This window comes from Shewanella sp. M16 (assembly GCF_018224605.1).
Taxonomy (GTDB): Bacteria; Pseudomonadota; Gammaproteobacteria; order Enterobacterales; family Shewanellaceae; genus Shewanella; species Shewanella oncorhynchi.
In genome coordinates this window covers 54,192-66,421 of sequence record NZ_JAGTUL010000006.1, presented here as the reverse complement: position 1 = coordinate 66,421, position 12,230 = coordinate 54,192, and the positions used below count along the sequence as shown (strand labels likewise).

The following is a 12,230-nucleotide window of genomic DNA, read 5'->3' as shown; positions in this document are numbered from 1 at the left end:
CTTATGCCCTTACTCGACGTACGAAATCTAACGATTGAACTCGATACGCCCCACGGTAGAGTGCGGGCGCTAGAAAAAGTCAGCTTAACGCTCAATGCCGGCGAAATTCATGGGCTAGTGGGTGAATCTGGCTCAGGACGAAGTTTGTTAGCAAGAGCGATTTTAGGCATCCCCGGCCCTAACTGGACTATCACAGCAGACCGCATGATGTGGGATGGCAATAACTTGATGGCCATGAGCTCAAAAGAGCGTCGTAATCTGATGGGTTCAGACATGGCGATGATCTTCCAAGATCCGTCTGGCAGCTTAGATCCAGCACAAACCGTCGGCAGTCAGTTAATGCAAGCTATGCCTAAAAATCCCAACGCCTATTTTTGGCAACGGCGCAGGCATGCGCGACTTACGGCACAAAAATGGCTGCATAAAGTCGGGATCAAGAATCCGCGGCAGGTGATGTCTAGCTACGCGTGGGAATTATCCGAAGGCGAATGCCAAAAGGTGATGATTGCGATGGCGGTTGCTAACCAGCCTCGCCTCTTGATTGCAGACGAACCCACAAGCTCGATGGAGCTCAGCACTCAGGCGCAAATATTCAGATTATTATCCCAATTAAATCAATTACAAAACGTATCGATTCTATTGATCAGCCACGAACTGGAAACCTTAGCCCAATGGTGCGATCACTTATCCGTGCTCTATTGCGGTCAAGTCATGGAATCTGGGCCGACGGACGAAGTGATTAAGCAGCCTTATCATCCTTACACTAAGGCGTTACTCGAAAATATGCCCGACTATTCAGGCTCAGGTGGTCACAAGGCGATTATGCCTACCCTACCGGGTTCTGCGCCCGCCTTACAGCATTTGCCTATTGGTTGCCGTTTAGGGCCACGCTGCCCTGAAGCACAAAAAAAATGCGTTAATCAGCCAAATTTGAGTCATATCAAAGACCGCTATTTTGCCTGTCATTTCCCTTATCACGGCGAAACCCATAATGACGACCCCACTGCTTAAAGTTAATGACCTTTATAAAAGATATGATACTGGTTATAAGGGCTTTTCCCGCCAATATAACGATGCATTAGCGCCCGTATCCTTTGAACTCGAACGCGGTGAAACCTTAGCGATAGTGGGTGAAGCGGGTTCAGGTAAAAGTACCCTCGCACGCATTTTAGTCGGTGCAGAGCCCCGCAGCGGTGGTGAGATTTTTTTCGAAGGTGAAGCCTTAGATAGCCGCAATGTGAAGCAAAGATGCCGCTTAATTCGGATGATTTTCCAAGATCCGAATACTTCACTGAACCCGCGCCTAACGATTGGTCAATTGCTCGATGAGCCGCTGCGTTTCAACACCCAAATGTCTGCGCAATCGCGGCACACCCAAGTGGTCGATACCTTACGAAAAGTAGGTTTATTACCTGAGCATGCGGAGTTTTATCCGCACATGATTTCCGAAGGGCAAAAACAACGAGTCGCAGTAGCACGAGCCTTAATGCTCAATCCTAAAATTATCATTGCCGATGAAGCCTTAACCGCTCTGGACCTTTCGGTGCGTTCGCAAATTCTTAATTTGCTGTTAAAACTGCAAAAAGATCTCGGCTTGTCTTATATCTTCGTGTCCCATAATCTCAATATTATTCGCCATGTCAGCGATAAAATTATGGTACTGCACAAAGGTGTAATGGTTGAAAAAGCTGATACAGAACAAATATTTAATTCACCAAAACATGAATACACTCAGAGGTTGGTCCAAGAGCAGAGTCTGTTTGTTCACAAACGCTAAACTGCTCCAACCACTTAAATAATCTGGTGAATTGGCTAAAAATAGGTGCCATTTACCCGCCGAAATATTTATCCTATTGGTCATTTTGATAGAAGAAGCTTAAACATGATTATCAAACCAAAAATTCGTGGATTCATTTGTACCACTACACACCCTGTCGGTTGTGAAGTAAACGTTCAAGAACAAATCACCTTAACTAAAGCAAAAGGCAAGATCGCTAACGGCCCGAAAAAGGTATTAGTAGTCGGTTCATCAAGTGGCTATGGTCTGTCTTCACGTATCGCAGCCGCTTTTGGTAGCGATGCCGCAACGATTGGCGTGTTCTTCGAAAAGCCAGGTACTGAAGCGAAACCAGGTACTGCAGGTTGGTACAACTCTGCCGCTTTCGACAAATTTGCTAAAGCGGAAGGTTTATATTCTAAAAGCATTAACGGCGATGCCTTTAGCCATGAAGCTAAACAAAAAGTCATCGAGCTTATCAAGCAAGATCTTGGTGAAATTGACATGGTTGTTTACTCACTAGCATCACCAGTGCGCAAACTCCCTGATTCAGGTGAGCTTATCCGATCAGCTTTAAAACCCATTGGCGAAACTTACACAGCGACTGCCGTTGATACCAATAAAGACTGCATCATTGAAGCCACCGTTGAGCCAGCAACTGAGCAAGAAATTGCCGATACTGTCACCGTTATGGGCGGCGAAGATTGGGAACTGTGGATTAAAGCCTTATCTGAAGCCGGTGTATTAGCCGATAACTGCAAAACCGTAGCCTATAGCTATATAGGTACAGAACTGACGTGGCCAATTTACTGGCACGGCGCCCTTGGCAAGGCCAAGATGGATCTGGACCGCGCAGCAAAAGCGTTAAATGAACAACTGTCAGCCACTGGCGGCAGCGCAAATGTTGCAGTGCTAAAGAGCGTTGTGACTCAAGCGAGTTCGGCCATTCCTGTCATGCCTTTATATATCGCTATGGTATTCAAGAAAATGCGTCAGGAAGGTCTCCATGAAGGTTGTATGGAGCAAATCTATCGCTTATTCAGTGAGCGTCTATTCCGTGCCGATGGTGCAAAACCTGAGACCGACAGTGATAATCGCTTACGTTTAGATGACTGGGAACTGCGTGAAGATATTCAGCAACACTGCCGTAATTTGTGGCCACAAGTGACCACAGAAAACTTATCAGAATTGACTGATTACCGTGAATACAAAGCTGAATTTATTAAGTTATTTGGTTTTGGTATCGAAGGCATTGATTACGATGCCGACGTTAACCCATACGTTGAATTTGACGTTATCGAACTCTAATCAACTCGATAGCGAATCACTGCTTATCACAAACGTTAAACGCCACTTTTTAGTGGCGTTTTTATTTATAACTCCCAGATTAAGATGCGCTACACTAGCTGCAGTTGACCCCTAATAATCCCTCAATAAGGAAAATCAATGAAAATTAGCGCAAGAAACACCCTCAGCGGTACAATCAAATCCATAGAAATGGGCGCTGTAAACAATGAAGTGACAATAGAACTTGCACCCGGTGTCGTACTGACCTCTGTGGTGACTAAAGCTTCCTGTGAGCGCCTAGGGCTCAAAGTGGGTGATTCGGCTTATGCCCTCATCAAAGCCAGCAGCGTAATGATTGGCGTTGATGATTAACCATTCAATTCAGTAACGTGGCGATTGAAGTAATGGAATATAGAGTCTGACAGTGTTGCGATAGTGGATATCCTTCGAACTTCATTGGTAAACTTTATCGAATTAAAAAACAAAAAGGCCAAGTGAACTCACTTGACCTTTTCTATTTAATCAGTCGGATAGTAAATTTAATAACTCACTATCCTCACTGAAATTATTCTTCTACAGGGTAAAGCACCTTGGCATTGGCTTTAAGCGAATCGATCAAACCACGGTAGTCTGCTTCACTGTATTGTGCGTTCAGACGTTGTTTAAGTGCATTAACTAGCTCATCACTCACACCTTCTGCAGCGTTGACTTTATCCAGTGCAACCACAGCATAACCGTTTGCTAAACCAACGGTATCGACAACAGGAGTTGTACTTGGTGTTGGCATTTGGAACACTTTGCCTACAATCGCAGCATCAACGTCTTGCGCGCCACGGCCTAGTTTCGCTTTAGACACTAAACCAAGATCAGTTGCACCTGCTTTAACTTGTGCCATCAGTTCCTGTGCTTTTGCACGGGCGGCTTCGTTTGCTTGATCTTGCTTCAAGCGCTCAGTGATGTTGGCTTTCACTTCAGCTAAGGCCAAAGTACCCGCATCGTGATGTTCTTTCACTCGGATAACAACCACATGGTTAGGTTCAAGCTCAATCACTTCACTATTTAAACCTTTCAGCATCACAGTTTCAGAGAAGGCTGCTTTAACTAAGTCAGGCTTGTTTAGCTCAGCAGGTGCGTTATCGCGAGAAAACAGTGCTGTAGTCTTAACATCAACGCCAACAGCTTTTGCGGTTTCAGATAGTGTATCTGGCACTTCATAGCTGGTATCCGCTAATTTACTTTGTAAGCTATAGAACTGGTCAACCGCTTTCTTATCTTGCAATTGAGCCACTATCTTAGCTTTCACATCAGCAAACGGTACAGTCGCGCCAGATTGCACATCTAATAGCTTGATAATGTGGAAACCAAAGTCTGTTTTAACCACCGCAGAATGTTGGCCTTTATTTAATGCAAATAAAGCGGCATCAAATGCGGGGTCCATTACACCAGGTTCAAACCAATCCAGTTTACCGCCCTGCTCTGCACTCAAAGTATCATCAGAGTTAGCTTTAGCCAGATCAGCAAAATCGGCACCGCTATCTAATTGCTTAGCGAGATCTTCAGCCTTGGCTTTTGCTGCCGCTTCATCGTTACCTGGCATAACCAAAATATGCGCGGCAAGACGCTTCTCGTTAGAAACATATTGTGCTTTATGTTCTTCGTAATACGTTTGTGCTTCATCATCAGAAACTGGATTATTTTTAGCAAAATCAGCAGCATTCAGTTCAACATATTCTAAGCTCACCATCTCAGGGCTCATAAACTGCCCTTGGTTTGCGTCGTAATAGTTTTTCACTTGCTCGTCAGTCACAACCGCTGTCGCTAAGAATGGTGCAGAATCGACAATAACATAGCGCACATCACGGGTTTGGCCTTGTAACTCAGCCAATTGCTTAGCTTCACCAGGTAACACGAATTCAGTACCCACAAGGGCCGCAGTTAACTGACGACGGGTCATATCGACACGCATCATGTCTCTGAAAGTCTGTGGCTGATAACCTAACTGACGCAGAATCGCCTGATAACGATCGTTATCAAATTTGCCATCAGTTTGAAATGCCGGTTCAGCTCTCATTGCAGCAATAATTTGCTCGTCAGATACACGTAGACCCATAGCCTTAGCAGCTTGATCTATCAACTTGTCAGCCACTAAGCGTTCTAATACGCTCTGCTTAATGCTTTGTAAGTATTTTTCGTCAGCGGATAACGCAGCAAACATTTCACCTAGCTGTTGCTCCATGCGAGAGCGCTCGCTCTGGTACGCCTGCTCTAGCTCGGCTTTAGTGATCTTGTCACCGTTCACTTCTGCCGCAGGCACATCAGTTGTTGAACCTAAGTAACTACTGACTCCTGCAAATGCAAAAGATAAAATCACAAGTACGAGAATGCCTTTAGCAATCACGCCTTGCGAACCATCGCGGATCTTTTCTAACATCAGATTTCTCGCTTGTTGCGATTAACAAAATAAAAAGGCGCATCAGGTTGAGATGCGCCTTTCTGTAATTTATGGGGAATATTCAGACGCTACCACTGGTAAATTCTAAAACCCCGAGTAATGGTAGAAATTAAGCTTCATATTCCATTACTTTCAATTCGTAAAAAGCACTGATAAACAGTGCTTGTCATTACGAACGCCTTACAAAGGCTACGATATTAATGATTAATTAACAGCGTCTTTCAGTGCTTTACCAGCTTTGAATGCAGGAATTTTAGCTGCTGCGATTTTGATTTCTTCACCCGTTTGTGGGTTGCGACCAGTACGCTCAGCGCGTTCACGCACTTCAAAAGTACCAAAACCAACAAGAGAAATTTTATCACCTTCTTTCAGACCTTCGGTCACAGCAGCGATAAAAGAATCCAGTGCTCGGCCAGCAGCGGCTTTAGAAATGTCAGCACCAGATGCGATTTTCTCGATTAGTTCAGATTTGTTCATGTCATCCCCTTGAATGTAATTTTTTTGCGCCGCAACCAAATCCGTCTCTAGAGCGGTCTGCGGAGGCTTTTATAACAAGCTTGAATTCAAAGTTCAAGCTGAGTTCGAAAACCAAAGAATTAAAACTGGATACAGCTCAAAGCCAGTTGCGCCAAGGGCTTGGAGCAGCTGGCTCTCCACAGACCTAGGCTACCACAGGTCTGCGCTTTGTTAAGCCCCTTTTTTCATTTTTTTTAACGTGATAGCGCAATTTCTTGCGTTATGCCAAGTTTTTAACCACTTCGAAGCCTTCCACTGGTCTTTCTAGGGCCAGTTTTAACACTTCATCGACCCAACGCACGGGACGAATTTCTAAATCGGCAATCACATTGGCAGGAATTTCTTCCAAATCACGCTCATTTTCTTTTGGAATAAGCACCAATTTTATGCCGCCGCGGTGTGCTGCTAGCAGTTTTTCTTTCAAACCACCGATAGGTAACACTTCACCACGTAAGGTTATTTCACCTGTCATGGCCACATCAGCACGCACGGGGTTACCCGTTAAGCTTGATACTAACGCGGTACACATAGCCGCACCAGCAGATGGACCATCTTTGGGTGTCGCACCTTCTGGCACATGCACGTGGATATCACGCTTCTCGTAGAAATCCGCATTGATACCTAATTGTTCCGCACGGGCGCGAACAACTGTCATCGCTGCTTGAATCGACTCTTGCATCACGTCGCCAAGGGAACCGGTATAGGTTAACTTCCCTTTACCTGGCACTGAGGTTGCTTCAATCGTCAGTAAGTCACCGCCCACCTGAGTCCAAGCTAAGCCAGTCACTTGACCGATTTGGTTCTTAGACTCGGCTTTGCCGTAATCAAAGCGCTGCACGCCAAGGAAAGACTTAAGATTCTCTTGGTTGACAGTCACAGACTTTACCGACTTATCGAGCAAAATCATTTTCACGACTTTACGGCAAATCTTAGACAATTCACGCTCGAGTGAACGCACACCCGCTTCACGGGTGTAATAACGGATAATGCCAACGATAGCACTATCATCGACTTTAATTTCAGTAGCTTTTAAACCATTGCGCTCGATTTGCTTATTCAGTAAATGTTGCTTAGCAATATTCAGCTTCTCGTCTTCGGTGTAACCCGATAAACGAATGACTTCCATACGGTCAAGTAGTGGCCCAGGAATATCCATGGAGTTAGACGTTGCAACAAACATCACATCGGATAGGTCATAATCGACTTCGAGGTAATGATCGTTAAAGGTCGCATTTTGCTCAGGATCTAACACTTCTAATAAAGCAGAAGCCGGATCGCCGCGCATATCAGAACTCATCTTGTCGATTTCATCGAGCAAGAATAACGGGTTTTTCACGCCGACTTTAGCCATCTTTTGAATGACTTTACCTGGCATAGACCCAATGTAAGTACGGCGATGACCACGGATTTCCGCTTCATCACGCACACCACCGAGGGCAACACGCACATACTTACGACCGGTCGCCTTAGCGATCGATTGACCTAGCGAGGTTTTACCCACACCTGGTGGCCCCACTAAACACAGGATTGGCCCTTTAAGCTGACGCACTCGGCTTTGGACTGCCAAATATTCCAAGATACGTTCTTTGACTTTTTCAAGGCCAAAATGATCGGTGTCGAGTACTTCTTGAGCTTTGGCTAAATCACGTTTGATTTTAGAGCGTTGGCTCCAAGGCACAGCCGTCATCCAATCGACATAACTGCGAACAACCGTCGCTTCAGCCGACATTGGTGACATCATGCGTAACTTGTTAAGCTCGGCGAGGGCTTTCTCTTTCGCCTCAGCGGGCATGTTAGCCTCTTCAATCTTACGATTTAAGGCTTCAAATTCGTCATGGCCTTCATCTAAGTCACCCAGTTCTTTCTGGATGGCTTTCATCTGTTCGTTCAGATAGTACTCACGCTGACTCTTTTCCATCTGTTTTTTAACGCGAGTCCGGATACGTTTCTCAACCTGTAATAGGTCGATCTCCGATTCCATCATCGCCATTAGATATTCCAGACGTTCGCCGACGTTGACCATCTCAAGCACAGATTGCTTATCTTCAAGCTTAAGTGGCATGTGTGCGGCCATAGTATCGGCCAGACGCGCCGCTTCATCGATACCCGATAAAGAGGTCAAGACTTCTGGCGGGATCTTTTTGTTCAGCTTGATATAACCTTCAAACTGACCAATAGCACTGCGCACTAACACTTCTTCTTCTTTGTCTTCCAGCGGTTCTGATTCCAGATACTCAGCCTTAGCCACAAAAAATTCTGTTTCTTGGGTATAACGGGTAATACGGGCGCGACGACCGCCTTCAACCAGCACTTTGACTGTACCGTCTGGCAGCTTAAGTAACTGTAAAATAGAGGCAACCGTACCCACTTCGAAGATGTCATCTTTTGATGGTTCATCGAGCTCGGCATCACGCTGCGCCACTAAAATAATTTGCTTATCCTGCGCCATTGCCGTTTCGAGACATCGAATAGATTTTTCTCGTCCGACAAATAACGGAATTACCATATGGGGATAGACCACCACATCTCGCAGTGGCAGCACGGGGAGTTCGATATGCGCTTCACGCTCTTGGGTCATAGTTCGATTCCGTTTTGGTGAAATGGATTAATACTGGAGTATATTGGGACGCTTTATGGAGTTTCAATGGCTAATACGAAAAAAGGAGTCCATTGGACTCCTTGTTTTTCAGTTTATTAGCGATCAGTACAATTATTGTTCGCCTGATGCCACTTGTGCCTCATTGTGCTCGTAAATCAAGATTGGGGCAGATTCCCCTTTCACGACTGATTCATCCACAACGGCCTTCACCACACCGTCAACGGATGGGATATCGTACATAGTATCAAGCAGAATACTTTCAACGATGGAGCGTAGACCACGGGCACCTGTCTTGCGAGACATGGCTTTGTGAGCAATCGCTTTAAGCGCATCTTCGCGGAACTCAAGCTCAACCCCTTCCATCTCAAATAACGCACTGTATTGCTTAGTTAGGGCATTTTTAGGTTGAGATAGAATTTGTACTAAAGCTTCTTCATCCAGCTCAGTCAGAGTCGCAACCACTGGCAGACGACCAATAAACTCAGGGATTAAACCGTATTTGACTAAATCGCCAGGTTCTACTTGTGATAACGTTTCAGAGATCGTCGCTTTCTCTTTCTCGCCTTTCACCTGTGCACCAAAACCAATACCCGAGCCAACGTGCGCACGTTGCTCAATCACTTTCTCAAGCCCTGCAAACGCACCACCACAGATAAACAGGATCTTAGAAGTATCGACTTGTAAGAATTCTTGCTGTGGATGCTTACGGCCACCTTGTGGTGGAACCGCGGCAACAGTACCTTCAATCAGCTTAAGCAGTGCTTGCTGTACACCCTCACCCGATACGTCACGGGTGATTGATGGATTGTCTGACTTACGGCTAATTTTATCGATTTCATCGATATAAACGATACCACGCTGCGCCTTCTCAACATCATAGTCGCACTTTTGCAGCAACTTTTGAATGATGTTTTCAACGTCTTCACCCACATAACCCGCTTCAGTCAGCGTAGTAGCATCTGCCATAGTGAAAGGCACATTGAGTGAGCGCGCAAGGGTTTCAGCCAGTAGGGTTTTACCGCTACCCGTTGGACCGATAAGCAAAATATTACTCTTGCCCAGCTCGATACCATCTTTAGGCGATGCATTTTTTAAACGCTTATAGTGGTTATACACTGCCACAGAAAGCACTTTTTTCGCTCTGTCTTGGCCAATAACATAATCGTCTAAATGTGCACGCAACTCATGTGGTGTCGGTAATTTATCGCTATCACGCTTTGGAGAGATTTCTTTAATCTCTTCACGAATGATGTCGTTACATAACTCAACACATTCGTCGCATACATACACTGATGGGCCAGCAATGAGTTTTCTGACTTCATGCTGGCTCTTTCCGCAAAAAGAGCAGTACAGCAATTTACCGCTGTCACCATTATTTTTGTTGTCGCCCATTAATTACCTCATTTGCAGTCTGCTCTACTGCCTGTCTTAAATTTGCTTAACTTTTACAAAGCATAGCTCAGTCAAAAGCAAAAATCAGCCGCGTTTCGTCATCACAGAGTCAACTAAGCCATATTCGACGGCTTGAGTTGCACTCATGAAGTTGTCACGATCGGTATCGCGTTCAATCACTTCGAGCGGTTGACCTGTGTGTTCAGCGAGCATTAGGTTAAGCTTATTTTTAATGCCTAAGATTTCTTTGGCATGAATAGCAATATCTGATGCTTGACCTTGGAAACCACCCAGCGGTTGATGGATCATCACGCGAGAGTTTGGTAAACAGTGACGCTTACCCTTCTCACCACCGGCTAACAAGAAAGCGCCCATACTAGCGGCTTGGCCGATACAGACAGTGCTAACATTCGGTTTGATAAACTGCATGGTATCATAAATCGCCATGCCTGCGGTGACAGAGCCACCAGGAGAGTTAATGTATAAAAAGATATCTTTATCTGGGCTTTCTGATTCTAAGAATAATAGTTGCGCCACGATAAGGTTTGCCATGTGTTCTTCAACTTGACCTACCAAAAAGATAATCCGCTCTTTCAACAAACGAGAATAAATATCGTATGAGCGTTCACCCTTAGCAGTCTGTTCGATCACCATAGGCACTAAAGCACTTTGTATGTCTGACGCATTATGCATTATTCACTTCCCTAAATAAAAATGGCTCGCATGAGGAGCCTCATACGAGCCATTATAAATGGCGAACAGCTAATCAAGTCAAGCTTAGCTTATGCGCGACCGGTAGCCTTGTTCATAAATTCTTCAAAAGCGACTTGTTTTTCGGTCACTTTGGCAGATTTCAACAGTGCTTCAACCGCTTGCTCTTCTAAAGCAACGTTGCGCATGTTTTGCATCAGCTCTTTGTTGCTGTTGTAATAAGCAACCACTTCACTTGGATCTTCGTAGGCTGAAGCCATAGAAGCGATCAAGCCTTGTACGCGTTCATCTTCCGCTTTCAGTTCGTTAGTCTTGATGACTTCGCCTAATAGCAGACCGATTTTAACACGACGTGCAGCTTGTTCAGTGAACAATTCAGCTGGCAGTTCTGGCATGTTAGCCGATTGGCCGCCAAAACGTTGCATGGCTTGTTGACGCAAAACGTTAACTTCGCCATCGATCAATGCTTTTGGCAAAGTGATATCGTTGTTAGCTAACAGACCATTGATCACTTGCTCTTTCACGTTAGCTTTTAACGCTTGCTCAAGTTCACGGTTCATGTTTTTACGGATTTCAGTTTTAAGGGCTTCTAAGCCACCTTCGCTGATACCAAACAGAGCAGCAAACTCATCGTTTACTTCTGGCAGGTTAGCCGCTTGCACTTCTGTCAGCGTAATCGCAAACTTAGCCGCTTTACCTTTCAGGTTTTCAGCGTGATATTCTTCAGGGAAGTTCACGTCGATAACAAATTCTTCGCCCGCTTTGTGACCTAAGATACCTGCTTCAAAACCAGGGATCATACGGCCGCTACCTAATTGCAGTTCGAAATCATCAGCTTTGCCGCCTTCAAATTCTTCACCGTCAACTGAGCCAACAAAGTTCATTTTCACTTTGTCGCCATCAGCAGCTTCACGCTCAACAGCAGCGAAAGTCGCGTGTTGTTTACGTAAGGTTTCAATCATAGTGTCAACGTCAGCGTCAGTCACTTCAGCTTTTGGTTGTTCTACTTCGATTGCATCTAAGCCTTTCAGCTCAACTTCTGGATAGATTTCAAAGGTAGCGATAAATTCGAATTTTTCGCCATCAGTAGAACCAGGAACAAAAGTCGGTGCACCCGCTGGGTTTAACTTCTCAGCAATAATTGCTTCGATGAAGTTACGTTGCATCACTTCACCCATGATGTCTTGACGAATCGCTGCGCCGTAACGTTTGTTTATAACAGTAACAGGCACTTTACCAGGACGGAAACCTGGGATACGAGCACGCTTAGCTTCACGTTGTAAACTGTCTTTAACCAGCTTTTCAATTTGTTCAGCAGGAACAGAAATGGTCAGGCGACGCTCTAGGCCTTGGGTTGCTTCAACAGAAACTTGCATTGTTTTACCTCGAAATTTGTCTAACGTCCTTTGTAATAGCCGATTCATCAACTATTCAGGTATTCGTTTCTTGATCATTAAATTTGACTACAATGCCCACCACAACTGGCTTTAGGCACA

At 45.1% G+C, this 12,230-nt stretch carries 10 protein-coding genes; 4 read left to right on the top strand and 6 right to left on the bottom strand.

Translation table 11 applies throughout. The features are described 5' to 3' along the window. The first annotated feature begins 3 nt into the window (after window positions 1-3). From KFE26_RS05720 to KFE26_RS05705, 4 genes are all read left to right on the top strand, one after another. Complete coding sequence (locus tag KFE26_RS05720; RefSeq protein WP_113938851.1) at window positions 4-1,011, top strand: oligopeptide/dipeptide ABC transporter ATP-binding protein; 1,008 nt, start codon at window positions 4-6, stop codon at window positions 1,009-1,011. Further along, complete coding sequence (locus KFE26_RS05715; protein ID WP_105252932.1) at window positions 992-1,777, top strand: ATP-binding cassette domain-containing protein; 786 nt, start codon at window positions 992-994, stop codon at window positions 1,775-1,777. The genes KFE26_RS05720 and KFE26_RS05715 overlap by 20 nt, the downstream gene beginning before the upstream one ends. 105 nt (window positions 1,778-1,882) lie before the next feature. After that, window positions 1,883-3,085, top strand: coding sequence for an enoyl-ACP reductase FabV (gene fabV, locus KFE26_RS05710; protein WP_105252933.1), 1,203 nt, complete (start codon window positions 1,883-1,885; stop codon window positions 3,083-3,085). A gap of 138 nt (window positions 3,086-3,223) precedes the next feature. Further along, window positions 3,224-3,436, top strand: a complete 213-nt coding sequence (locus KFE26_RS05705; RefSeq protein WP_006085368.1) for a molybdopterin-binding protein — start codon at window positions 3,224-3,226, stop codon at window positions 3,434-3,436. Window positions 3,437-3,629: 193 nt separating this feature from the next. On the opposite strand, the gene KFE26_RS05700 is transcribed toward KFE26_RS05705, so the two are convergent. From KFE26_RS05700 to tig, 6 genes are all read right to left on the bottom strand, one after another. Then, on the bottom strand, window positions 3,630-5,495 hold the full coding sequence (locus KFE26_RS05700) for a SurA N-terminal domain-containing protein (protein WP_212599884.1): 1,866 nt from the start codon (window positions 5,493-5,495) through the stop codon (window positions 3,630-3,632). Window positions 5,496-5,720: 225 nt separating this feature from the next. Next, a complete protein-coding gene (hupB, locus tag KFE26_RS05695) occupies window positions 5,721-5,993 on the bottom strand; it encodes a nucleoid-associated protein HU-beta (RefSeq protein WP_006081127.1) in 273 nt (90 codons plus the stop codon). A gap of 259 nt (window positions 5,994-6,252) precedes the next feature. Next, entirely contained in the window at window positions 6,253-8,610 is a 2,358-nt protein-coding gene (gene lon / locus KFE26_RS05690; protein ID WP_105252934.1) for an endopeptidase La, read from the bottom strand. A gap of 132 nt (window positions 8,611-8,742) precedes the next feature. Further along, window positions 8,743-10,023: an ATP-dependent protease ATP-binding subunit ClpX gene (gene clpX, locus KFE26_RS05685; protein WP_028760467.1), complete on the bottom strand. Its 1,281-nt coding sequence runs from the start codon at window positions 10,021-10,023 to the stop codon at window positions 8,743-8,745. An 84-nt stretch (window positions 10,024-10,107) separates the two neighbouring features. Next, complete coding sequence (gene clpP, locus KFE26_RS05680) at window positions 10,108-10,716, bottom strand: ATP-dependent Clp endopeptidase proteolytic subunit ClpP (protein ID WP_063883148.1); 609 nt, start codon at window positions 10,714-10,716, stop codon at window positions 10,108-10,110. Between the two features lie 89 nt (window positions 10,717-10,805). After that, on the bottom strand, window positions 10,806-12,110 hold the full coding sequence (gene tig, locus KFE26_RS05675; RefSeq protein WP_028760469.1) for a trigger factor: 1,305 nt from the start codon (window positions 12,108-12,110) through the stop codon (window positions 10,806-10,808). Window positions 12,111-12,230: the final 120 nt, after the last annotated feature.

Excerpts from the sequence above, each read along its gene's own strand:
- KFE26_RS05720 (WP_113938851.1), top strand. The coding sequence starts at position 4 with ATGCCCTTACTCGACGTACGAAATCTAACGATTGAACTCGATACGCCC.
- KFE26_RS05715 (WP_105252932.1), top strand. The coding sequence starts at position 992 with ATGACGACCCCACTGCTTAAAGTTAATGACCTTTATAAAAGATATGAT.
- fabV (WP_105252933.1), top strand. The coding sequence starts at position 1,883 with ATGATTATCAAACCAAAAATTCGTGGATTCATTTGTACCACTACACAC.
- KFE26_RS05705 (WP_006085368.1), top strand. The coding sequence starts at position 3,224 with ATGAAAATTAGCGCAAGAAACACCCTCAGCGGTACAATCAAATCCATA.
- KFE26_RS05700 (WP_212599884.1), bottom strand. The coding sequence starts at position 5,495 with ATGTTAGAAAAGATCCGCGATGGTTCGCAAGGCGTGATTGCTAAAGGC.
- hupB (WP_006081127.1), bottom strand. The coding sequence starts at position 5,993 with ATGAACAAATCTGAACTAATCGAGAAAATCGCATCTGGTGCTGACATT.
- lon (WP_105252934.1), bottom strand. The coding sequence starts at position 8,610 with ATGACCCAAGAGCGTGAAGCGCATATCGAACTCCCCGTGCTGCCACTG.
- clpX (WP_028760467.1), bottom strand. The coding sequence starts at position 10,023 with ATGGGCGACAACAAAAATAATGGTGACAGCGGTAAATTGCTGTACTGC.
- clpP (WP_063883148.1), bottom strand. The coding sequence starts at position 10,716 with ATGCATAATGCGTCAGACATACAAAGTGCTTTAGTGCCTATGGTGATC.
- tig (WP_028760469.1), bottom strand. The coding sequence starts at position 12,110 with ATGCAAGTTTCTGTTGAAGCAACCCAAGGCCTAGAGCGTCGCCTGACC.